Origin of the sequence: Xanthomonas albilineans (assembly GCF_009931595.1) — a bacterium.
Classification (GTDB): Bacteria; Pseudomonadota; Gammaproteobacteria; order Xanthomonadales; family Xanthomonadaceae; genus Xanthomonas_A; species Xanthomonas_A albilineans.
Map to the genome: position 1 here is coordinate 2,624,088 of NZ_CP046570.1, position 23,163 is coordinate 2,647,250.

16 protein-coding genes, 1 tRNA gene and 1 pseudogene are annotated in these 23,163 nt (G+C 65.5%); 11 read left to right on the forward strand and 7 right to left on the reverse strand.

All coding sequences use genetic code 11. The features are described 5' to 3' along the window. Positions 1-19: 19 nt before the first annotated feature. Complete coding sequence (locus XaFJ1_RS10930) at positions 20-2,116, forward strand: glycosyltransferase (RefSeq protein WP_012916732.1); 2,097 nt, start codon at positions 20-22, stop codon at positions 2,114-2,116. Positions 2,117-2,140: 24 nt separating this feature from the next. Here XaFJ1_RS10930 and XaFJ1_RS10935 read toward each other — a convergent pair whose 3' ends face one another. Together XaFJ1_RS10935 and XaFJ1_RS10940 are read right to left on the reverse strand one after the other, a co-directional pair. Beyond that, a complete protein-coding gene (locus XaFJ1_RS10935) occupies positions 2,141-3,607 on the reverse strand; it encodes a hypothetical protein (protein ID WP_307734332.1) in 1,467 nt (488 codons plus the stop codon). A gap of 173 nt (positions 3,608-3,780) precedes the next feature. Next, positions 3,781-5,937, reverse strand: a complete 2,157-nt coding sequence (locus tag XaFJ1_RS10940) for a RelA/SpoT family protein (RefSeq protein ID WP_045756947.1) — start codon at positions 5,935-5,937, stop codon at positions 3,781-3,783. Positions 5,938-6,167: 230 nt separating this feature from the next. Here XaFJ1_RS10940 and XaFJ1_RS10945 point away from each other — a divergent pair. The 3 genes and pseudogenes from XaFJ1_RS10945 to XaFJ1_RS10955 all read left to right on the forward strand — a co-directional run. Beyond that, a pseudogene (locus tag XaFJ1_RS10945) lies at positions 6,168-6,510 on the forward strand (thiaminase II/PqqC family protein); the annotation flags it as partial. Between the two features lie 89 nt (positions 6,511-6,599). Next, a complete protein-coding gene (locus XaFJ1_RS10950; protein WP_012916735.1) occupies positions 6,600-7,112 on the forward strand; it encodes a hypothetical protein in 513 nt (170 codons plus the stop codon). Positions 7,113-7,129: 17 nt separating this feature from the next. Next, positions 7,130-8,902, forward strand: coding sequence for a chloride channel protein (locus XaFJ1_RS10955; RefSeq protein WP_162836150.1), 1,773 nt, complete (start codon positions 7,130-7,132; stop codon positions 8,900-8,902). 21 nt (positions 8,903-8,923) lie between these two features. Here the strand turns inward: XaFJ1_RS10955 and hrpA are convergent, their stop codons facing one another. Then, the gene (hrpA, locus tag XaFJ1_RS10960; protein ID WP_012916737.1) at positions 8,924-13,051 is read right to left on the reverse strand and encodes an ATP-dependent RNA helicase HrpA; all 4,128 of its coding nucleotides are present in this window, start codon (positions 13,049-13,051) and stop codon (positions 8,924-8,926) included. A 93-nt stretch (positions 13,052-13,144) separates the two neighbouring features. On the opposite strand from hrpA, the gene XaFJ1_RS10965 reads away from it, so the two are divergent. The 3 genes from XaFJ1_RS10965 to XaFJ1_RS10975 all read left to right on the forward strand — a co-directional run bounded on the left by XaFJ1_RS10965 (position 13,145) and on the right by XaFJ1_RS10975 (position 16,319). Further along, entirely contained in the window at positions 13,145-13,711 is a 567-nt protein-coding gene (locus XaFJ1_RS10965; RefSeq protein ID WP_012916738.1) for a Dps family protein, read from the forward strand. Positions 13,712-13,824: 113 nt separating this feature from the next. Continuing rightward, the gene (gene recQ, locus XaFJ1_RS10970) at positions 13,825-15,633 is read left to right on the forward strand and encodes a DNA helicase RecQ (RefSeq protein ID WP_012916739.1); all 1,809 of its coding nucleotides are present in this window, start codon (positions 13,825-13,827) and stop codon (positions 15,631-15,633) included. A gap of 182 nt (positions 15,634-15,815) precedes the next feature. Further along, on the forward strand, positions 15,816-16,319 hold the full coding sequence (locus XaFJ1_RS10975; protein WP_012916740.1) for a hypothetical protein: 504 nt from the start codon (positions 15,816-15,818) through the stop codon (positions 16,317-16,319). Positions 16,320-16,546: 227 nt separating this feature from the next. On the opposite strand, the gene XaFJ1_RS10980 is transcribed toward XaFJ1_RS10975, so the two are convergent. The 3 genes from XaFJ1_RS10980 to XaFJ1_RS10990 form a co-directional block, all read right to left on the reverse strand. After that, the gene (locus tag XaFJ1_RS10980; RefSeq protein WP_146084065.1) at positions 16,547-16,738 is read right to left on the reverse strand and encodes a hypothetical protein; all 192 of its coding nucleotides are present in this window, start codon (positions 16,736-16,738) and stop codon (positions 16,547-16,549) included. Beyond that, positions 16,711-16,784: transfer RNA gene (locus tag XaFJ1_RS10985), tRNA-Gly, on the reverse strand. Before XaFJ1_RS10985 ends, XaFJ1_RS10980 begins: the two co-directional genes overlap by 28 nt. A gap of 256 nt (positions 16,785-17,040) precedes the next feature. Next, entirely contained in the window at positions 17,041-18,861 is a 1,821-nt protein-coding gene (locus XaFJ1_RS10990; RefSeq protein WP_012916741.1) for an autotransporter domain-containing esterase, read from the reverse strand. 167 nt (positions 18,862-19,028) lie between these two features. On the opposite strand from XaFJ1_RS10990, the gene thiS reads away from it, so the two are divergent. From thiS to XaFJ1_RS11010, 4 genes are all read left to right on the forward strand, one after another. After that, on the forward strand, positions 19,029-19,229 hold the full coding sequence (gene thiS / locus XaFJ1_RS10995) for a sulfur carrier protein ThiS (protein ID WP_012916742.1): 201 nt from the start codon (positions 19,029-19,031) through the stop codon (positions 19,227-19,229). Between the two features lie 64 nt (positions 19,230-19,293). Further along, the gene (locus XaFJ1_RS11000; protein ID WP_012916743.1) at positions 19,294-20,088 is read left to right on the forward strand and encodes a thiazole synthase; all 795 of its coding nucleotides are present in this window, start codon (positions 19,294-19,296) and stop codon (positions 20,086-20,088) included. A gap of 10 nt (positions 20,089-20,098) precedes the next feature. Then, on the forward strand, positions 20,099-20,857 hold the full coding sequence (gene trmB, locus XaFJ1_RS11005) for a tRNA (guanosine(46)-N7)-methyltransferase TrmB (protein WP_012916744.1): 759 nt from the start codon (positions 20,099-20,101) through the stop codon (positions 20,855-20,857). 102 nt (positions 20,858-20,959) lie between these two features. Continuing rightward, complete coding sequence (locus tag XaFJ1_RS11010) at positions 20,960-22,828, forward strand: SLC13 family permease (RefSeq protein WP_012916745.1); 1,869 nt, start codon at positions 20,960-20,962, stop codon at positions 22,826-22,828. Here the strand turns inward: XaFJ1_RS11010 and XaFJ1_RS11015 are convergent. Further along, positions 22,825-23,163 carry a Rieske (2Fe-2S) protein gene (locus tag XaFJ1_RS11015; protein ID WP_012916746.1) on the reverse strand — a complete coding sequence of 113 codons (339 nt, stop codon included), beginning with the start codon at positions 23,161-23,163 and terminating at the stop codon, positions 22,825-22,827. The genes XaFJ1_RS11010 and XaFJ1_RS11015 overlap by 4 nt on opposite strands.

Sequence of the window (23,163 nt, forward strand, 5' to 3'; positions counted from 1 at the left end):
TAGTTTGGAGTAGCAACGGATGTCGATGTCCTGGGCGAACGCGCGCTACGCCCTGAGCCGCCTGAGCGGGCTGTTGCGGCGCGGTCTGGCGAGCCTGCGCGCACGTGGCTGGCGCAGCACCTTGCAGCGGCTGCGCGTGCACGCACAACCGCTGCCACCGGCGCGTCGCGCACTGTACAGGGTGACGCCGGCGCCATTCGCACCGTTCGCGCTGCCATACAGCCCGACGCCGGTGGCGAGCATCGTGATTCCGGTCTACAACCACGTGGCGCATACCCTCGCCTGCCTGCGTGCACTGGCCACGCATCCGCCCAGCGTGCCCTGCGAGATTCTGGTCGTCGACGACGGCAGCCGCGATGAAACCGCGCAATGGCTGGTCCAGTTGCCCGGACTGCGCTACCACGTGCGCGAACGCAACGGCGGTTTTATCGCCACCTGCAACGACGGCGCGGCCCGCGCGCAGGGACGCTACCTGGTGTTCCTCAACAACGACACGGTACCGCAACCGGGTTGGCTGGATGCGCTACTGGAGACCTTCGCACAGATCCCGCAAGCTGGCCTGGTCAGCGCGCAACTGCTGTATCCCGATGGGCGTCTGCAAGACGCTGGCGGCGTGGTGTTCGCCGACGGCAGCGCTTGGAGCTACGGCCGCTTCGAATCCCCGGAAGATCCACGCTACGCCTATCTGCGCGACGTCGATTACGGCAGTGGCGCCGCGCTGACGATCGAACGCACGCTATTCCTGGAGCTCGGCGGCTTCGACACCCGCTACATGCCCGCGTATTACGAAGACACCGACCTCGCTTTCGCGGTCCGTGCCAGCGGACGCCGCACCCTTGTGCAACCGGCAAGCCAGGTGGTGCACGACGAGGGCACCAGCAACGGCACCGACACCAGCACCGGGATCAAGGCTTACCAGGTGCGCAACCACGCGATCTTCGCCGCCAAGTGGGCCGAAACGCTGCAATGTCAGCTCTCTCCCGGCGAACTGCCGACGCCGGCGCGGCTGCACCGACAGCAGCGCCAGGTACTGATCCTCGACGAAGCGCTGCCGCAGCCTGATCGCGATTCGGCCTCGTTGCGCCAGCTCAATCTCATCCGCCTGCTGTTGCAACACGGCGCGCACGTGGTCTTCGTCCCCAGCAGCCGCACATACGCCAGCCGCTACAGCGAAGCGCTGCAACGGCTCGGTGTCGAGGTGTGGTACGCACCGTATCTGAAAAACATGACCACGTTCCTGCAGCAGCACGGCACCCGTTTCCACAGCGTGCTGCTGGTGCGCCATCACCTCGCGCACGCCTGCTTGCCCCTGCTGCAACGCTTCGCGCCGCAAGCGCGGCGGTTGTTCGACACCGTGGACCTGCATTACCTGCGCGAGCGGCGTGGCGCCGAATTGAGCGGCGATGCGCGCTTGCAGCGCGAGGCCGAACGCACCCGCGTGCGCGAGCTGGAGGTGATGGCGCAGGTGGACGTCACCATCCTGGTCAGCGCCGTCGAACGCGAACAGCTGCAACGCGAAGCGCCACAGGTGCGCACTGCGCTGATCTCCAACCTGCACGACGTCGCCGGTCCAGGCCTGCCATGGACACAACGCCGCGACCTGGTGTTCGTCGGCGGTTTCCGCCATGTACCCAACGTGGATGCGGTGCGCTGGTTCCTACAGGAAGTGTTTCCGCTATTGCGGGCGCGCCTGCCGCAAGTACGTTTCCACTGCATCGGCGCAGATATCCCCGAGGATCTGCGCCGCCTCGGCGAGGCCACCACCGGTGTGGAACTGCTCGGTCACGTCCCGGACATCGCCACCTACATGGACGGCATGCGCATCGCGGTGGCACCGCTGCGCTTCGGTGCCGGCGTCAAAGGCAAGATCAATCTGAGCATGGCCCACGGCCAGCCGGTAGTCGCCACCACCTGCGCTGTCGAAGGCATGCATCTGCGCCATGGACAGGATGTCCTGATCGCCGACGACGCGGTGCACTTCGCCGACGCCATCGCACATCTCTACACAGATGCGACGCTGTGGCAGACGCTGGCCGACAACGGTCTGCGCAACATCGCCACGCATTTTTCACTGGACGCCGCGCGCGACACCGTACGCGAGGTATTTCTCGACTGAGGTCTGTGCTGCATGCTGCTGGCGCTAGCGCTGCGGAAACACGCTGCGTAGCCGCTGCTGGAATCCAACCAGTTCCGGCGTACCCGGATCGATCGCACGGGCATGCTGCAATGCCTCGTAGGCGAATGTAGCATCGCCACTGCTGAGACGTTCATCGCCGAGCGCAAGCCAGCGCTGCGCCAAACGCCGCCGCGCCGTCGCCACGCCCGCGCCATTGGGCGCCAACGCGCGCCAGGCGTCGTAGCACGCGCTTGCCGCCAGCACCCGGTTACCGCGCAATGCATCGTCGAAGCACTGCCGCAACATCACCGACACGCGTTGCTCGGCCGCACGCACCTGTGCATCGCGCGGCGCCAGCACCTGCGCCGCCCGCAAACTGTCATAGGCGCTGGCCCCGGGCGGTGTCAGCCAATCGCCACGCGCCTCGGCAGCCTGCAGATCGGCCAGCACGCGTTGCAGGCGACGATTGCGTTCAGTCGGGGACAAGCGCGTCGCCTGAGTCTGCCACGCCCGCCGCAACACCTGCCGTGCATCGGCCAGCGCACGGTTGTCCGGCGCAAGCGCTTCGCCCTTGCGCAAGGCGCGCTCGGCCTCGATGAAACGGAAATCGGCAGCGGCACGGGTCGCTTGCAGCGCATAGGCTGCGGCGACCCGCTCGATCCCATCGCGCGCGCCTGCGGCATCCGGCACCGCTTCACGCCACCGCACGAAGGCGCGTGCCGCCGCGTCCAGATGCTGCCGGCGCAGCGCCTGTTCGGCGTCGCGTTGCAGCGTGTCCAGCGCCTGGTTCAACGCAGCCTCCGTCTCCGGCAACTCCACGTGGCCGGGGTCGTAACCACGGGCGCGCTCCACCAGGGCCGCAGCGGCCGCCAGATCGCCATGTGCCAATGCGTCGCGGGCACGCTGCAGCAATTCCGACAGCGCATCCTCGCGGCCCTCCAGGGCTTCGGTGCGCCCAGGCGCGAACGCCAGCACGCGTTGGTACAACGGCAGGGCCGCATCCGGCGCGCCGTCCAGGCGACCGTCACGACGCGCTTGTGCCGCCTGTTGCAACAGATGGGCGATTCCGGCATGCGCGGCTTCGCCTGCATGCAATGTCGCCTCGATGTGATCGGCATCAGCGCGCGGCACTTGCAATTCGCGCGCCAATGCCAGCGCCGCGCGCGCCTGCGCATAACGACCGGCAGCCAGCGCCGTGCGCGCCTGCCCCAAGGCCGCCTGACCCGTCGCGGCCAGCCCGTTGCGCGCCTGCATCCGGTCGCTGTCCAGCGCCAGCGCGGCCTCGAAGCGTTCGCGCGCCCCACTGCCATCGGACGCCGTCAGCCGACCCGCGTGCAGTGCGGCACGGCCCTGGTCGAGCAATTGCTGGATCCGCGTTTCCGGCCAGATCAGGTCGGCGAGCGGGCGCCGGAACAGCACCAGCGCCGCAGCCGCCAACAGCAGCAACGCCAGCGCCAAACGCCAGATGCGACGGTCGCGCCACAGCGGCACCGACCGCCACCTGCGTGGGGATACCTCTCTGCGCTGATCCGGCGACATATTCACCACACAAGCTTAGCGCTGGTGCGATGAGGAATGCCTATGCATGCTGCTGCGCCAGCACACAGTGCTTGCTGGCGACGCGATCGGAATCGGCACTACGCCAACCCACAACGCCAAACAACTCAGCCCAATCGCCGCGCCTCGTGCACGCCCGGCAGCGCATCGAGCTTGCCGAGCAGGGTGGACAATTGCCCGTAATCGCCGACTTTCAGCCGCAACCGCAATTGCGCGCGACCGCTGTCGCGCAGGTTATCGCTATTGATCTCCAGCACGTGCGCCTCTTCTTGCGCGATCAGATTGGTGATGTCCTTGAGCAACCAGCGCCGATCCACCGCCCGCACCAGCACATCGACCTCATAACCGCCGCCGGCCTGTCCCCATTCCACCGGCAGCACCCGCTGCGGATGGCTGGCGGCCAGCCGCGCGAACGCGGCGCAATCGCGGCGGTGCACGGTGACACCACGGGTCCGGGTCAGATAGCCGACAATCGGTTCGCCGGCCACCGGCTGGCAGCAGCGCGCCAGTTGCACCAACAGGTTGCCCACCCCTTGCACGGTGAACTTGGAATTGCCCAGGCCCGTGCGGCGCGCGGTCGGCCTTGGCAAGGTCGGTGCAAGCGGTTGCGCCGCCGCGCGCTCGGCCTCGTGCAGGGCACGCCCGATCTGGCTGGGGCCGACATCGCCCAACGCCACCTGGATATAAAGCTCCTCGACGCTATCGGCATGGAATTTCTTGACCGCCGGCAGCAAATCGGCGTGTTGCAGCCCCAGGCGCTTGAGTTCGCGCTCCAGCAACTCCTTGCCGGCCTGCACGTTGCGCGCACGATCAAGCTTGTGGAACCAGGCGCGCACCTTGTCGCGCGAACGCCCGCTGACCAGGTAACCATTGGCCGGCAACAACCAATCGCGACGCGGCTCGGCCTCTTTGCCGGTCAGGATCTCGACCCGGTCGCCGCTGCGCAACTTGTGGGTCAGCGGCACGATACGGGCGTTGACCTTGGCACCACGGCAGCGGTGCCCGACCATGGTGTGCACGTGATAGGCGAAATCCAGCGGGGTCGCCCCCTGTGGAAGATCGATCACTTCGCCCATCGGGGTCAGCGCATAGACCCGGTCCTCCACCAACTCGGCATCGAGTGCGCCGGCCAGCCCGCCCTGCTCGCCGTCCTGCGAATGCTCCAGCAACTGCCGCATCCAGGTGATTTTGCGGTCGAAAGCCTTTTCCGCGCCCTTGCCCCCCTCTTTGTACTTCCAGTGCGCGGCGACGCCCAGTTCGGCTTGCGCATGCATCTCGTGGGTACGGATCTGCACCTCGATCGTACGCCCTTCCGGGCCGACCACGGCCGTGTGCAACGAGCGATAATCGTTGGCCTTTGGCCGGGCGATGTAGTCGTCAAACTCGCTGGGCACCGGCACCCACAGCGCATGCACCACACCCAAGGCGGCGTAGCAGGCAGCGACATCGTCGACCATCACCCGCACTGCGCGCAGGTCGTATAGTTGATCGAAGGCTAGGCGCTTCTTCTGCATCTTCCGCCAGATGCTGTAAATGTGCTTGGGCCGGCCACTGATCTCCGCGCACAGCCCCTGCACGGCCAGCGCCTTGGACAGCGTCTTCTTGACCGCTTCGATATAGCGTTCGCGCGCCAGCCGACTTTCGTCCACCTCGCGGGCGATACGCCGGTAGGTGTCCGGTTCCAGGTCGCGGAATGCAAGATCCTCCAGCTCCCATTTCAGTTGCCAAATGCCCAGGCGGTTGGCCAGCGGCGCATGGATATCGCGGGTCAGTTGCGCCAGCGCGCGACGCTGTTCTTCGCTCGCCTTGTCGGCCACACGCATCTGCGCCAGCTGCCGCGCCAGCAGGATCGGCACGACGCGCAAGTCCTGCACGATCGACAGCAGCAGCCGGCGCAGCCCCTCGCTGTTACGCCCCGCCTCGCGCCCGGCGTGCAACGCCCAGACCTGGTCGGCGGCATCCTGGGCATCCAGCAAGGCGGCCACCGCCTGCGCACGCGCCGCCGGTGCGACCGGCAAGTGCGGCAAGTGCGCACGCAATGCCGGCACATCGAACAACAGTGCGGCCAGCAGCGCCGCCTCGTCCGCCGACAACAACGCCAACGCATCAAGGGTATCGCCCAACACCGGCCAGGGCAGTCGCGGCAGCGGCTCGGACTGCGCCTGCCAGGCTTGCAACAACGCCTGGCGCAACGCAGGCGCCAGCGTCGCCGCAGCCGGGCGCTGCAGTAACGCTTCCAGACCGGCGTGAGGTGAGTGATTCAAGGCCTGGCGAGAATTGAGCAAACGATGCTGTCTACACTAGCGCGCTTATCCGTGTTCTCACAATTGCGCCCTGCCCAAGGCCATCGCCACCGCTCCCACATCGGCAGCATGTACGTACCGCAATCTCACTGTGACCGGCTTGCGACTTGGGTCGTTCTCACGAAAATTTTACATGCCCGGCAGCAGGGGAAGCCTATCCTCGGAACGGCGTCAACATCTGCACTTAGCGCATAAGCGCATTGCTGGGCCCCGATCAACTCAAGGCGTCACTGCGTGCAATCGATGCGCGCCTGTCCCACGGCCGACACCCGTTCCAGGCGCTGTTGCACAGCGGATGCCTGAATCGCTGCCAAGTCCAGGCCTAGGCGCTCAACCGCTACGAATACCAGCGCTGCATCCCGCCGAAGGACGCGGCGATTCTTGCGCGAATGGACGACCCGGCGCTGCGCCGGATCTGGCGTCAACGCATCGTCGACCACGAATGGCAGCGCCAAGGGCGAAGGCGGCATCGCCCGCTGGCTGCACCTGACCGATGCACTGAGCCTGGACCGCCTGACAACTGAGCCGGGGCAGCGTCGGCGATCGCCGCGATCCACCCCCACTACCGCACGCATCATGGCTTGCCACTACACTAGAACGCATTCCACTGCTGGATTTTCCCCATGTCCCTCGTGCGCCTGACTCCCCTGCTCCTGTGCGCGGCGCTCGCCGTGTCCACCATGCCGGCGCACGCCCAGCACAACGTATCCGGCGACCTGCAAACGCAGATGTCGCCGCAGGCGTTCAAGGCCGCCGGTCTGGACAAACTTTCGCCACAGGAACTGGCCGCGCTGAACGCATGGTTGCAAGGCAACCTCGCCAAGGAAACCACCGTGGCGCTGGAGAATGCCAAAGAAGAAGGCCGCCGCGAAGTGATTTCCAAGAATCGCGGCTTCTTCGATTTCGGCACTAAGGAGCCGATCGAAAGCACGCTGGCCGGCGAATTCACTGGCTTCGCCAAAGGGCGTCATTACCTGCTGGCCAACGGCCAGGAATGGGAACAGACAGAACCGGCCAGCCTGCCCGGCGTGCACCGCAGCGCGCCGAAGGTGAAAATCGTCCCAGGCATCATGGGCGTGTGGTATCTGCAGATCGACAGCTACAACACCCGGGCCAAAGTCCGCCGGGTGAAATAGGGACGCGGACCGTGCGCCTGCCCTCCGCGCCTGGCCTGGCCGATGCCTCGCACAGCCTGACCGATGCGCTGCGTCGGCGGATACGCGCCAGCGACGTGTGGTTCATCGCACTGGCGCTGCTGGTCGGGCTGATCGCCGGCCTGCTGACCCTGCTACAGAGCAATCTGGCCCACGGCGCACAGGCCTGGCTGTACGGCCTGGATACCGATGCGCGACTCAGTGCGGTATCGGAGCTGAGCACGAGCCAGTTGCTGGTGCTGCCGCTGGGCGGGCTGGTCGTCGGCCTGTTGGGTATGGCCGCACGCGCGCGCAAACGCCAGTTGATCGACGCCGTCGAGGCCAATGCGCTGTACGGCGGACGCATGTCGATGCGCGACAACCTGATCGTCTCCGCACAGACCCTGCTGTCCAATGGCTGCGGCGCTTCGGTCGGATTGGAAGCGGCGTACACGCAGATGGGCGCGGGTTCCGGCTCGCACCTTGGCCGCATCCTGCGCCTGCGCCGCGCCGACATCCGTACCCTGGTCGGCGCCGGGGCCGGAGCGGCCATCGCCGCAGCATTCGGCGCACCGCTGGCTGGCGCGTTCTATGCATTCGAGATCGTGATCGGCGCGTACTCCCCATCGGCGCTGGCGCCGGTGGCGGTGGCCTCGCTGGGCGCGGTGTTCGTGGCCCAGGCGAGCGGAGTACAGCCGTACCTGCTGCCAGCAGCAGCGACAGCGGCGCTGGAGCCGCGCGACTATGCGCTCTATGCGCTGTTGGGCGTGCTGTGTGCGCTGCTGGCAGTGGCGGTGATGCGCCTGATCGCCACGATCGAGCAGACTATCAATCGCAGCCCGCTGCCGCGCTGGGCGCGGCCGATGGCCGGTGGCGCACTGCTGATTCCATTGGCGATGATCACTCCGCAAGTGTTGTCGTCCGGCCACGGCGCCCTGCATCTGGATCTGACCAGCCCGACCTCGCTACGCTGGTTGGGCGTGCTGTTGCTGCTCAAGTGTCTGGGATCGGGTATCTCGCTCGGTTTCGGCTTCCGTGGCGGCCTGTTCTTCGCCTCGCTGTTCATGGGCTCGTTGGTCGGCGGTTTATTCGCCGGCGTGTTGAACCTGAGCAGCGGCATAGCGCTGATCGACGGCACCGCCGCCTCGCTCGCCGGGATGGCGGCTATGGCGGCCGCGGTGATCGGTGCACCGATGACGATGGCGATGCTGGTGCTCGAAGGCACGCATGATTTCGTGCTGGCCAGCGCGGTGATGGTCGCGGTTCTGGTGGCCAACACCATCGTGCGGCAAATCTTCGGTTACTCGTTCTCCACTTGGCGCCTGCACCTGCGCGGCGAGACCATCAAGAGCGCACGCGACGTGGGCTGGCTGAAGCATCTGAACGCCGGACACATGATGCGGAAGGACGTGCATCCGCTCGCTGCAAACACCAAGCTGGCGGAGTTCCGCCGCCGCTTCCCGCTGGGATCGGGCACCCGGGTCGTGCTGGAGGACGCGCACGGCCACTATGCCGGACTGGTGACCCTGGCCGCCGTCTATGCCGACGGGGTAAACACCGAGGCGGCGATCGTCGACTATGCGGGCAACCGCGACGTCGCCCTGCGCACCGACACCGATGTGGTCACCGCGATGCGTCAATTCGACCTGACCCAGAGCGACGAACTGGCGGTGGTCGACGAACAAGGCAAAGTACTGGGCGTGCTAAGCGAAAGCTTCGTGCGCAAACGCTATGCCGAAGAACTGGACAAGCGCCAGCGCGAACTGATGGGCGAACGGGTGGACGACGAGTAAGCATGCCGCCGACCTTGCGCTTCAGCGCAAAGCCGCCACGCGCTGCGCCAACTTCTTCGCCGAAATACCGGACTTGGCGCCCAATTCCTGCGCGAACACAGAGACCCGCAATTCTTCCAGATCCCAGCGCAGCGCCTGCCACTGCGGATCGTCACGGCGCCCAGCCACGGCAGCCTCCGTCAGGACATCGACGAAGGGCTTGAGTTCCAGCATCCGCGCCTGGTCGCGCGCCGGATCGCGTTTGGCACGTTCGGCGCGCAGTAGCATCGCGCGCAGATAGCGCGGAAATTGCGCCAGCGCGTGAGCGGGCGTCTCGCGCAGGAACCCAGGCGGCATCAGTGCCGCCAGTTGCGTCCTCATGTCGTCCAGATTACCGCTGGCCCAGCCCATCAGCGGCGATTCCAACTGCGGTTTCAGTTCCGCCGCCGCGCTCATGATCGCCTCAGCCAGCTTCAGCCGTTCCATCGCTTCGCCGAATAGCTGCTTGGCGACGGTGTCGCGACGCTGGGCGAAGCTGTCGGCATCGCGGATCGTGTCCAGCCCCTGCTCCAGCAGCGCGTTCAACGTCGCGTCCACCAGATCCCCGCGCAGCCGCTCCTGCGATTCGATCGCCGCGTACAGCAGGCTGGTCTTGGGCGACACCGGCAATTGCTTGCGCGCCTGTTTGAGCTTATCGGTCAGTGCGATCTCCAGCAACCGTCGCACGCCGCGCGGGTGCTCCGTCTCGGCCTGCGCGCGATCGGCGAAAATGCGCAACGCCACGCTATCGCCCTCGTCCACCAGCGCCGGATATGCCGGCACCCCGGCTTCGCCAGGCACATGCAACGGGATCGGTGTCAGCGGAAACTCGCGCAGCCCGGTGGCTGCCATCTCACGACCGGCACGCGCCGCGAACGCACGCCCGGCACGGTCGCCGAAGCGCGCCCGCAACTCCTCCAGATCGCGCGATTCGGCCAGCACCTTGCCCGTCTCGTCGCGCAGACGTAGATGCATGCGCAGGTGCGGCTCCAGCGCGCTTTCGTCGAAGTCCAGCGGGCTCAGCGGCACGCCTGTCGCGCGCTGCAGAAACCGCGCTAGTTCGCCGCGTAGATCATCGGCACTGGGTTGGGCAAACGCCTCGTAAAAAGCGCGCGCAAAGTCCGGCGCGGGCACATAGTTGCGCCGTAGCGCCTTGGGCAAGCTGCGAATCAGCGCGGCGGCCTTGTCGGCGACGAAGCCAGGCGCCAGCCACGACAGCCGTGCCGGGTCCAACGCGTTGAGCAGGTGTACCGGCACCTCCAGGGTCACGCCATCGTCGGCAGCGCCCGGCTCGAAGCGGTAATGCAGCGCCAATCGCGCATCGCCCAACGCGAAATACTTGGGATAGCGGTCGGCCGCGCTACCCTCGCCCGGCAACAAATCGACCAAGGACCAGTGCAGCGCGCGGCGCTGTTCGGGCGACAGCGCATTCCACCAGGCGTCCAGGCCGGCGGTAGAATGAATCTCGGCAGGAATCCGGTCCAGGTACCAGCGCGCCTGCCAATCCTCGTCGGCCACGATGCCGGCACGCCGTAGTTTGGCTTCTTCTTCGTGCGCCTGCGCCAGCACCTTCTGGTTGTCGACGACGAAACTGGCGCGGGTGTTGATCTCGCCCGGCACCAGCGCCTGACGCACGAACAGATCATGCGCAGCCGACGGATCGATACGCCCGTAGTGCACCGGCTTCTTCGGCGCCAACACCAGCCCGAACAGGCTGATCTGCTCGGAGGCCAACACCTGACCTTGCGCACGCGACCAGTGCGGGTCGAAATGCTTGCGCGCCAGCAAGTGCGGCACCTCGGCGATCACCCAATCCGGTTCGATCGCCGCATTGGTCAGACCCCAGATCTTTTGCGTGTCCAGCAGTGTCGCCGGCAGCACCCACGGCGGCGGCTTGCGCGCCAGCGTCGAGCCGGGAAACAACAAGAAACGCCGCTGCCGCGGCGCCAGAAAATCGCCTTTCTCGGTGCGGTGGCCGACCTGGGTCGGCAGCCCGGCGAGCAATGCGCGATGCAGAGACTGGTAGGCCGCGGCACGCACGCGCTCGCTGGCGCGCGGCGTCTCGGCGTCTCCAATCGGTGCGGTCGCACGGGTGTCGCTCGGCGTGGGTGCGAGCGTCTGCGATGCGCCGCGTCCCTCGCGCGCCAGCCGCGCAGCACGATGCAGTTGTCCTCGGGTCATGCGCGCCGCGGTTTCCGCATCGCGCGCCGGCGCTGGCGCGGCGGCAGCGGTCAACAACGGTTGCAGCAACGCAGACGCAGGTTCCTCGCTCCAGCCCAGCTCGGCGCACAGCAGGTGCAACTGGCGGTGCAATTCGCGCCACTCACGCATGCGCAGGAAACCGAGGAAATGCCGTGCGCACCAGTCGCGCAGTTTGGATTGGGTCAGTTCCTCGTGCGCTTGCCGGTAGCCGTCCCACAGGCGCAGGATGCCGACAAACTCCGAACGCGCATCGGCGAATTTAGCGTGCGCGTTGTCCGCCGCTTCGCGCGCTTCCGGCGGCCGCTCGCGCGGGTCCTGAATGCCCAGGAACGCGGCGATCACCAACATCGGCCGCAAGCAAGCGTGCTGCTGCGCCGCTACCAGCATCCGCGCCAGTTTCACGTCCACCGGCAACCGCGCCATCTTGCGGCCGATTTCGGTGAGCTTGCGCACGCCGTGGCGGTCGGGTTCGCCGACTGCGCCCAGTTCCACCAGTTGCTGCCAGCCATCGGCCACAGCACGTTCGTCCGGCGGCTCCAGGAACGGAAAGTCTTCCATGCGCCCCAGCCCTAATTGCAGCATGCGCAGGATCACCCCGGCCAGGCTGGAGCGGCGAATCTCCGGATCGGTAAACATTGGCCGTGCCTGGAAATCGGCCTCGGCATACAGGCGGTAGCAGATGCCCTCGGCGATACGCCCGCAGCGGCCCTTGCGCTGGTTGGCGCTGGCTTGCGAAATCGGCTCGATATGCAACCGGTCCAGCTTTTGCCGCGGACTGTAGCGCTTGACCCGCGCATACCCCGGATCGACCACGTAGCGGATCCGTGGCACGGTCAGCGAGGTCTCGGCAACGTTGGTGGCCAGCACCAGCCGCCGCCGCGGGCCGGGATTGAACACCCGATCCTGATCGCTGGCGGACAACCGCGCGTACAGCGGCAACACCTCGGTTTCGCGGTACTTGCGCCGTTCCAGCGCCTGGTGTGCATCGCGGATCTCGCGTTCGCCGGGCAGAAACAGCAGCACATCGCCGCGCGGGTCCAGCCGGGTGATTTCGTCCACCGCCGCCAAGATCGCCTCGTTGACCGTACGCTCGCCGGCGCTGTCGCCGCTGGCATCGGTGTCACCGCTTTCGTCTTGCAGCGGTCGGTAGCGCACCTCCACCGGATAGGTGCGGCCCTCCACGCCGATCACCGGCGCATCCTCGAAGTGCGCAGCGAAGCGCGCGGTGTCGATCGTGGCCGAGGTGACAATGACCTTCAATTCCGGGCGTTTGCGCAGCAATTGCTTGAGATAACCGAGCAGAAAATCGATATTGAGGCTGCGTTCGTGCGCCTCGTCGACGATGATCGTGTCGTAGCTGGACAGCCAGCGGTCACTGGCAATCTCGGCCAGCAAGATGCCATCGGTCATGAACTTGACCAGGGTCTGTTCGCCGACCCGATCATTGAAGCGCACCTGGAAGCCGACCGTTTCGCCCACCGGCGTGCGCAACTCCTCGGCCACCCGGGCAGCGACCGCGCGCGCGGCGATGCGCCGCGGCTGGGTGCAGCCGATCATGCCGGCGGCGCCGCGACCGGCAATCAGGCACAACTTCGGCAACTGCGTGGTTTTGCCCGAGCCGGTCTCGCCGGCGATCACCACCACCTGATGCGCGCGGATCAACGCGACGATCCGCTCTGCCTCGCGCGCGATCGGCAATTGCGGATCCAGCACGATGGCCGGCTGCGCCGCCGCGCGTGCCGCGCAGCGCGTGCGCGACGCGTCCAGCGCCTGTTCGAACGCACTTTCCAACGCGGCATTGCCAGGCGCAGCCTGCCAGCGCGACCATAGGCCGAGCAGACGCCCACGGTCGCGGGTCAGGGCGCCGTCGATCGCCGCACGGCGTTCGCGCAGGCGCGCGGCCAGGGGATGTTTCTCGATCGCGTTCATCAATCAGATGCCATTGGACATTGAATCAGCGTGCATGCTTTAGTCTGTCTATTGTGACGCCATATCTTCCGTAACCCTCATGAGGATCCCACCATGGCAAAGCGCAAGACCCACGACAAGATCAAGCACTCCCCCGGCAAAGCCACGGCCGAACAAACACTTACGGCTCTGGCGCCGTCCGCGCCCAACATCGATATCGGGATCGGCGGCGGCGATCGCAAGAAGATCGCCGAGGGACTGTCGCATTTCATGGCCGATGCCTTCACCCTGTACTTGAAGACCCACAATTTCCACTGGAATGTGACTGGACCGATGTTCAATTCGCTGCACTTGATGTTCGAGACCCAGTACACCGAGCAGTGGGCGGCGCTGGACAATGTCGCCGAGCGCATCCGCGCACTGGGCTTCAATGCGCCGGGGTCGTACAAGGAGTACGCCGCGCTGACCTCGATCCCGGAAGAAGCCGGCCTCAGCGACAGCGCCGACTGGCGCGAAATGGTGCGCCAATTGGTCGTCGGCAACGAGGCGGTATGCCGCACCGCGCGCAAGGCGCTCAAGACCGCCGACGACGTCGGCGACGATCCATCGGTGGACATGCTGACGCAACGCCTGCAGACCCACGAAAAATACGCGTGGATGCTGCGCTCGCTGCTGCAATAAGCGCACACAGCCACGTCTGCCAGACGGGCGTGGCCCTTCGGGAATGCTGGCCCAACGACGCACCGCGCCCGGCGCGCCACTGAGCTGCTTGACCTACGCGGTATCCTAGGCAGATGCCTTCCCCCGCCCACGCTTTGCTCAGCCGCGTTTTCGGCTACGACCAGTTCCGCGGCCCGCAACAGGACATCGTCGAACATGTCGCTGCCGGGCACGATGCACTGGTGCTGATGCCGACCGGCGGCGGCAAGTCACTGTGTTATCAAATCCCCTCGCTGTTGCGCGAGGGCACCGGCATCGTGGTCTCGCCGCTGATCGCGCTGATGCAGGACCAGGTCGAGGCGCTGCATCAGGTCGGCGTGCGCGCCGAATATCTCAACTCCACCCTGGACGCGGAACGCGCGCAACACGTCGAGCGCGCCTTGTTGGCCGGGGAACTGGATTTGCTTTACGTGGCACCGGAACGGCTACTGACACCGCGCTTCCTGTCGTTGATCGAACGCAGCCGCATCGCTCTGTTCGCCATCGACGAAGCACACTGCGTGTCGCAGTGGGGCCACGATTTCCGCCCGGAGTACCGCCAGCTCACCGTGCTGCACGAGCGCTGGCCGCAGACCCCGCGCATCGCCCTGACCGCCACCGCCGATCCGCCGACCCAGCGCGAGATCGCCGAACGCCTGGACCTGGCCCAGGCCCGCCACTTCGTCAGCTCCTTCGACCGCCCCAACATCCGCTACACCGTGGTGCAGAAGGACAATGCCCGCCGGCAATTGCTGGACTTCCTGCGCGGACACCGCGGCAGTGCCGGCATCGTCTACTGCCTGTCGCGACGCAAGGTCGAGGAAACTGCGGATTTCCTGGTCCGGGAAGGACTCAATGCACTGCCCTATCACGCCGGACTGCCTGCCAACGTCCGCGCCGAACACCAGCGCCGCTTCCTGCGCGAGGAAGGCATCGTGATGTGCGCCACCATCGCCTTCGGCATGGGCATCGACAAACCCGACGTGCGCTTCGTCGCCCACACCGACCTGCCCAAATCGCTGGAAGGCTACTACCAGGAAACCGGCCGCGCCGGCCGCGACGGCGACGCCGCCGAAGCCTGGCTGTGCTATGGCCTGGGCGACGTGGTGCTGCTCAAGCAAATGATCGAACAGGGCGAAGCCGGCGAGGATCGCAAACGCGTGGAGCGACGCAAGCTCGACCAACTGCTTGGCTACTGCGAATCGCTGCAGTGCCGCCGCCAGGTGCTACTGGCCAACTTCGGCGAGACCTACCCACAGCCCTGCGGCAATTGCGACAACTGCCTGCAACCGGCCGATGCCTGGGATGCCACCGTGGCCGTGCAGAAGGCGCTCAGTTGCGTCTACCGCAGCGGCCAGCGCTTCGGCGTGGGCCACTTGATCGACATCCTGCGCGGCAACGCAAGCGAAAAGATCAAGCAATTCGGTCACGAACGCCTCAGTACCTATGGGATCGGCAAGGATCTGGACATACGCGCCTGGCGTGGCGTGTTCCGTCAACTGGTCGCCACCGGCCTGCTGGAAGTGGACAGCGACGCTTACGGCGGCTTACGCCTCACCGACGCCAGCCGCCAAGTGCTCAAAGGCGAACGCCAGATCATGATGCGCCGCGAACTGCCCAGTCGCAGCCGCGACCGCGGCGACCGCAGCGGCAGCCCGCGCACCGGCCTGCCGGTGCAGCCACAGGATCTGGGCTTGTTCAACGCGCTACGCGATCTGCGTGCCGGCCTGGCCAAAGAACAAAACGTGCCCGCCTTCGTCATCTTCCACGACAGCACCCTGCGCAACATCGCCGAACAACGCCCCACCAACCTGGATGCACTGGCACGTGTCGGCGGAATCGGTGGCAGCAAGCTGGCCCGCTACGGCCAGCAATTGATCGAGGTGGTACGTGCGCAGGGCTGAGAGTTCAACAGGCCAGACTTGCGAGCACGGCAGGTCATGCAGCCTGCTCTGCGGCACTGCCGACGAACCATGCCACACCACCACCGACAGGCCGGGTTCAACGTCATCTTGGTAGCGTCGGCACATGGTGGAGTTCGCACGTGGCGGCTCCATCCGGCTTTCTTTGCCATGGCGGACGCCCGATGAAACGCAGCCTTCTTCTCTTTATCAGCGCCCTGCTCGCCGGCCCGGTCCTGGCCCAGAGCGCCGCTTCCGGCAACGATAGCGAAGCGACCAAGCGCAAGCTCGACCTGAGCGTACCGCAGCCACCACCGATCACCTATGGCTCCCAACCCGGCTACAAAGCCGATCCACCAGGCGCCTACTACGGCGATACCAGCGGCACCTCTGCGTCGGCCCAGAAGGCAGCTGCGAACAGGGCACAGGCCGAAGCGGCACAGGCGCAAGCGGACCGCTGCAACGGCGACCTCCACGGCGGCGTCGCCACCGGCATCGGCTATTCCAAGCAGGGCGGCAACAGCAACTACCAGGCGGCCAATCTGAACATGTGCAAGACCTCCTACAACGACGACGGCAAACCACGGCAGATGGGCATCAGCATCAGCGTCGAGCGCGGTGCAGGTTCGCTATTCGGTCGTGGTTATTATCCAGGAGGGGGCTACGGCCCACCGCCATTTGGCTGGTAACCGGAGCCTTGGTGGTTTGTAAATGGCCTACCGATTCCTACTCAGGTGATGCGGTTAACAAGCTAGCGACTTAGGCCGCGTACTGCGGCGTGCATCTTGCACGGCTTGGTGCGGGTTGTGCATGTACCTCAATTCCAGCACATGCTGGTGACCTCCTATATGGGGCCCGTCCTGATCGTCAGCCGAATTCACTGGCTTGGCCTAGACTTGGCCACGATGCTGCGAATTCATTTTTTATAGCCGCTGTATGCGCTGAGCGCTCCGGCGTCGGTGACCGCACAGAGATTGACGTACTCAAGCCTAAGGGCGCGGAAGATCGCTATCACTCGCAGATTGCGGAGCGCCCCGATAATTGCGGAGCGGTCTGTTTTGCCGAAACCATTGCAGCGATTGGAGCGGGCGATGGGAATCGAACCCACGTCAGTAGCTTGGGAAGCTACAGCTCTACCATTGAGCTACGCCCGCGTTGCCCGTGCAGTCTATGCGTTGGGCCAGTCGTTGCGCAACAAAACGGCGCAATGCGCAGGCAGTACACATGTCGCCGATAGCGTCGATCCAACGCCGGCACATCCCAAAATAAACGGGCTCCGGCCACGCCACCTCGCATGGAAGTGCGCAACCAGAGCCCTGGCGGCCACCGTGCGTCTGCGCGACGCACGGCGTTAAGTCACCTCATCGCGTCCAACACAACAACGGACACGACAAGCAACACGGTGACCAATCAGAAGCTGCCACCGAGGTTCAAGAACACCGACGTCTCGTGCGCACGCGACTGCGACGTGGTGGTGTCGATGCCGATGTTGCTCTCCAGCCCCCACAGCTTGAGCCGCGCGCCCAGCACCACCGAACCATAATTGCGGTCGAAGTCGATGCCCGGCACCGCGAAGGTGCCCAGGTCGGACATGGTCTGCAACCAAGCGGTGGCTTCATGGTTCTTCTTGAACTCGTGGTCATAGGTGGCCTGCAGGTATGGCTTGACCATCCCGACATCGAGGCTGGCCTTCCAACCGATGCGACCGACCATGGACTCGACACTCTGGTTGTTGTAGCCCAGTGCGCTGAAGTCCGGGTTGCTCTCGGTGTAGCCATCGCGCTTGACCTTCTGCCAGATCGCCGCCGCCACCGGGCCGGTCTTGAAAGGACCTACGCCGAACTCGTAGCCGCCCTGCAGCGCGGCGGTCAAATTGCTGCCATCCGGCGAACCCTTGTGCGCGATGGTGGCCGGACCGAGGTTGACATTGCGGGTGACGTCATAGCGCAGCCAGCTGTAGCTGACCTGGGCGTTGACCCACGCTTGCTCGCCATACCAGCCAGCAAAGCCGCCCAGCGTGGAATCGTCCTGAGTGTACTTGCCGTTGCGATTGCCAAAATCGGCATCGACTCGACCGAAACCACCGAAGCCACCGAATACCCATTCGCCACGCGACCAATCCAGGCCGAACAGACCCGCCGGCGCCATGCCGTCGTACAGGTCGCCGTGCTGATAACGCTGCATGTCGCCGCGCAGGTTGCCCCACCAGCGCAGGCCATCGGCCTCCGGACGGCCATCCACATGCCAGGCGACCTGGTCCGCGCGCGAGCGACCGACCATCTGCGCCGAATGCGTCAGCACCTGTTGCAGACGCGGACCTTCCAGAATCGACAACGTGTACTGGGCCAGCAGTTCATGGGTGTAGCCGGTCGGATGCACGCCATCGGCGAACACATACGTTTCTGGGGCATCGGCGCTGACGTAGGTGGTCGGGTTGCAAGTCAGCGACTGCGCGGTGATCTGCGGCTGACAGGCGGTCCCGGTGACATTGGTGAAGCCGTATGCGGATGGATTGGCGACCACTTCCTCCAGCAAGTGGAAAGTATCCACCGGGATCACCCGCAGTCCGGCACTCTTCAGCCCGGCGAACAACGCCGTGTTATAGGCGCTGGCCAGCGCCGTCCCCTGTGCCATCGCATCGCCACCAGCGGCAATGGCGCTCGGGGTAATACCCAGGTCGGGGATATTGTTGACGATCACGTAACGCGCGCCAGCGCTCTTCAGGCTGGCGACGATGCCCACTTCGGCCGTCACCGCACTGGCGATGGTGGAGGCCACCGGAGCGCCGTCCTCGCTGATCGCGAACAGGTCGTTGGCACCGCCCCACACCGCATACAGCGCATGCGGGTCAGCCTTGCCGCCGGTAGCGGCCAGATAGTTGCTGGTCTGCGTCACCAGCGACGGCGCCACACCCAGGGCCGTGGGATTGTCCACAGCGACGCGGGCACCGCCAGCGGCATAGTCGTCGCCGATCTGGCCATTGCCGTTGGCGGCGGCATTGGTGCCGTAGTGGCGAGCGATGTACTGCGCCCAGACCCAGTCCGGATTCGTGGTGAACTGGCCGGTCACCGCTTGAACCGAAGCCGGCAGCAATGGACGGTAATAGCCGGCGTCGGTCAGGCTGTCGCCGAAGAACACCGTGCGGCTGTAGGTGGAGTGGGCGAATGCGGGCGCGGCAGCAAGCACGATGGCGACGGCAAGCGACGAACGGAGCGGACGGATAGAAGTCATGAATGCCCTCCAGGGCAAGAACATTTAAATTGTTTGTCGTTAGGGTGGACGAGGGAAAATTGAAGCCGCATGGCAAAATGGTGTGGTTTCAACCTCATCCAGCCACTCACGCGGCGCCTGTGCGTGACGCAAATCGCGCACCGAAGCACATGCTACGAAACCTTAACATGCATATCGAATTGAATGGCAGACAGCGCACGCTGTCCCCCGGCAGCACCGTCGCCACCCTGTTGTCCGAGGAAAACCTCGCACAACGTCGGGTCGCGGTCGAAGTCAATGGCACGATCGTGTCGCGAGGCGCACACGCCGACCACGTGCTGCACGATGGCGATCGTGTCGAGATCGTGCACGCGCTGGGCGGCGGCTGAATCGCGATGGCGCACGACGCATCGCGAACTCGGCAGCGCATGTGCGATGGGCGATAATCCGCCGATGAACGCTCACGCCCCACTTGATGCGCTGGTCATCGCCGGCAAACCCTATCGTTCGCGCCTGCTCACCGGCACCGGCAAATTCGCCGATCTCGAACAAACCCGCCTGGCCACCGAGGCCGCCGCCGCGCAGATCGTCACCGTCGCGATCCGTCGCAGCAATATCGGTCAGAGTCCCGGCGAGCCCAATCTGCTCGACGTGCTGCCGCCGGAGCGCTACACCATCCTGCCCAACACCGCCGGCTGCTACACCGCCGAAGACGCGGTACGCACCTGTCGGCTGGCGCGCGAGTTGCTCGACGGGCACAACCTGACCAAGCTGGAAGTGCTGGGCGACCAGCGCACCCTATTCCCGGACGTGGTGCAGACTCTGAAGGCGGCCGAGATCCTGGTCGCCGAGGGTTTCGAGGTGATGGTCTATACCAGCGACGATCCGATTCTGGCCAAGCGCCTGGAAGAAATCGGCTGCGTGGCGGTGATGCCGCTAGCCGCACCGATCGGCTCCGGGCTGGGCATCCAGAATCGCTACAACCTGCTGGAGATCATCGACAACGCCAAGGTGCCGATCATCGTCGATGCCGGCGTCGGCACTGCCTCGGACGCGGCGATCGCGATGGAGTTGGGTTGCGACGGCGTCCTGATGAACACCGCCATCGCCGGGGCGCGCAACCCGGTGCTGATGGCCAGCGCGATGCGCAAGGCCGTGGAAGCCGGACGCGAAGCGTTCCTGGCCGGGCGTATCCCACGCAAGCGTTACGCCAGCGCGTCCTCGCCTGTCGACGGGCTGATCGGATGAAAGCACGCGCATGACCGATCCGTTTTCCAGCGCAGGCGCCAAGACACCGCCCAAGCCGTTCACGGTCGAGGAAGGCCGCCGCCAAGTGCGGAGTTTCGTCTTGCGCCAGGGCCGCTTCACCCCGGCCCAGCAGCGTGCCTTCGATGCGTTATGGCCGCGCTTCGGCCTGGACTACCAGGGTCGGCCGCGCGATCTACAGGCGCTGTTCGGACGCGACGCCCTCAGAGTGCTGGAGATCGGTTTCGGCAACGGCACCGCGCTACGGCATGCCGCCCGCCACGACCCAGCACGCGACTACATCGGCATCGAGGTGCATGCGCCCGGTGTAGGGCGCCTGCTCAATGCCCTGGACGAAGACAACGCCGAGCACGTGCGCCTGTACCACCACGACGCCGTGGAAGTGCTGCAGCACGAAATCGACGACGCGGCTTTGGACGAAATCCGCATCTACTTCCCGGACCCATGGCACAAAAAGCGCCACAACAAACGACGCCTGCTGCAACCGACATTCGCCCAATTGTTGGTTCGCAAGCTGCGCGACGGCGGCCGGCTGCACTGCGCCACCGACTGGGCCGACTACGCCGAGCAGATGTGGGACGTGCTCGACGCCACCCCTGGCCTGGTCAACCGCGCCGGGCCACGCGGCCACGTGCCGCGTCCGGACTGGCGACCGCAGACCCACTTCGAGACACGTGGTCAAACCCTGGGCCATGGCGTGTGGGACATGCTGTACGACAAAGCCGAAACAGGAGCCACAGCACAGGTATGACGCGCGTCTGCTCCATGATCCCGCTGCCGACCTACACTGCCGCATGCGCATCGCGCCTACGGTCGCATTGCGCCTGACCACAATCTCCGAGCACAACCCCGCATGGACACCGCGCTGACCCTGACCAACGACATGAAACTCGTTCTCGGGTTAGTCGGCTTCACGATGGCAATGTTCGTGTTCGAACGCATTCGCGCCGACGTGGTGGCCCTGGTGGTCTTGGTGGTCCTGGGCGTCACCGGCCTGATCGCGCCGGAGGAACTGTTCAGCGGCTTCTCCGGCAACGCGGTGATGAGCATCATCGCTACCACCATCCTCGGTGCGGGACTGGAACGCACCGGCGCGCTGAACCGGCTGGCCTCGTGGCTGCTGCGCCGTGCGCGCGGCGTGGAGGAACGACTGATGCTGTTCACCACCGCCATCGCCGGACTCAATTCCTCGTTCATGCAGAACCCATCGGTGATGGCACTGTACCTGCCGGTGGCCGCGCGGCTGGCCGGACGCACCAGCCTGACCCTGCAACGACTGCTGCTGCCGATCGCCGCGGCGATCGTGATGGGAGGCGCGCTGACCATGGTCGGCACCTCGCCACTGATCCTGCTCAACGACCTGCTGCAATCGGCCAACAACAACCTGCCCTCGGGCATGGCCACAATCGAACCACTGCGCATGTTCGCGCCGCTACCGATCGGCGTGGCGCTGTTGTTGGCCTCGCTGATCTACTTCAGGATGCGCGGCGACAAGGTGCTGGCGGAAGAGGAACAGCTAATCAACAACGGCGTCACTCCTGCACGCACCGAGAGCTACTTCGCCCACACCTACGGCATCGAGGGCGACGTGTTCGAGTTGATCGTCAGCGCCGACAGCCCATTGGTCGGCATGACCCTGGGCGAAGCCGAGACCATCCACAACGCCCCGCTGCTACTGGCATTGAAAACCGGCAACGATACCCGGCTGGCACCGCCGACGGAGATGCGTATCTGGGTCGGCAGTGTGCTCGGCGTCATGGGCACGCGCCAGCAGGTAACCGATTTCGCGCAGAACCATTTCCTGCGCATGTCCTCGCGCCTGCGTCACCTAGGGGATCTATTCAACCCCAGCCGCGCCGGCATCTCCGAGGCGGTGATCCCACCGACCTCACGCTTCATCGGCAAGAGCGCGGCCGAACTGCGCCTGCGCAAGCAGGCCGGGATCAGTCTATTGGCGATCAACCGCAACAAGCAAGTGATCCGCGAGGATGTCCGCAAAGTGCCCCTGTACGCCGGCGACATGCTGGTATTCCACAGCATCTGGCAGGATCTGGCACAGGCCTCGGAAAGCCGCGACTTCGTGGTGGTCACCGACTATCCGAAGGGCGAGCATCGCCCGCACAAATTCAAGATCGCGATGACGATCTTCGCCTTGACCATCTTGATCGCACTCACCTCCAAACTGCCGGTGGCACTGACCCTGATGACCGGCGTCGCCGGCATGCTGCTGACCGGCGTGCTGCGCATGGAGGAGGCCTACGCTTCAATCAACTGGAAGACCATCTTTCTGATGGCCGGGCTGATCCCGCTGGGCTGGGCGATGGACAGCAGCGGCACCGCCGCCTGGGTCGCAGGCCACACCATTGCGCGGCTACCCGAGGGCATGCCCGTGTGGGTTCTGGAAATCGCGTTGGGCTTGCTCACCACCGCATTCTCGCTGGTCATCAGCCATGTCGGCGCCACCATCGTGATGGTGCCGATCGCCGTCAACCTGGCGCTGGCGGCGGGTGGCAATCCCACCGCGTTCGCACTCATCGTGGCGCTGTCGGCCTCCAACAACCTCATGACCGCTTCCAACCCGGTGATCTCGATGATCACAGGCCCGGCCAACTACCAGCCGCGCGAACTATGGCGTGTGGGTGGGCCGTTGTCGCTGATCTATACCCTAGTGGTGGTTCTGATGGTCAACCTGATGTCGATGCACTGGTGGGGCGCGCTTTAAAGCAAGACCACCTGCCCGGCGCGCACGGTCACCGGCACGGCATGCAGGCTCTCCCCGCGACACGGGCCAGAGACGCATTGGCCCGCCTGCAAGTCGAACGCAGCGCCATGCGCAGCACACACCAAGTGGCCTTCGCGACTTTTCAAGAACTGACCCGGTGCCCAATCCAGACGTCGTCCAGCATGCGGGCAGACATTCAACCAGGCCCGGACATCGTCGCCATCGCGGTACAGCAGCAGCGACTCGGACTCGCTGCCAAGCCTAGCCTCGACCTCGATCAGTTCGCCGGGGACTAGATGGTGCAAGGACGCAAGCACGGCAGGGGAATCGGACAT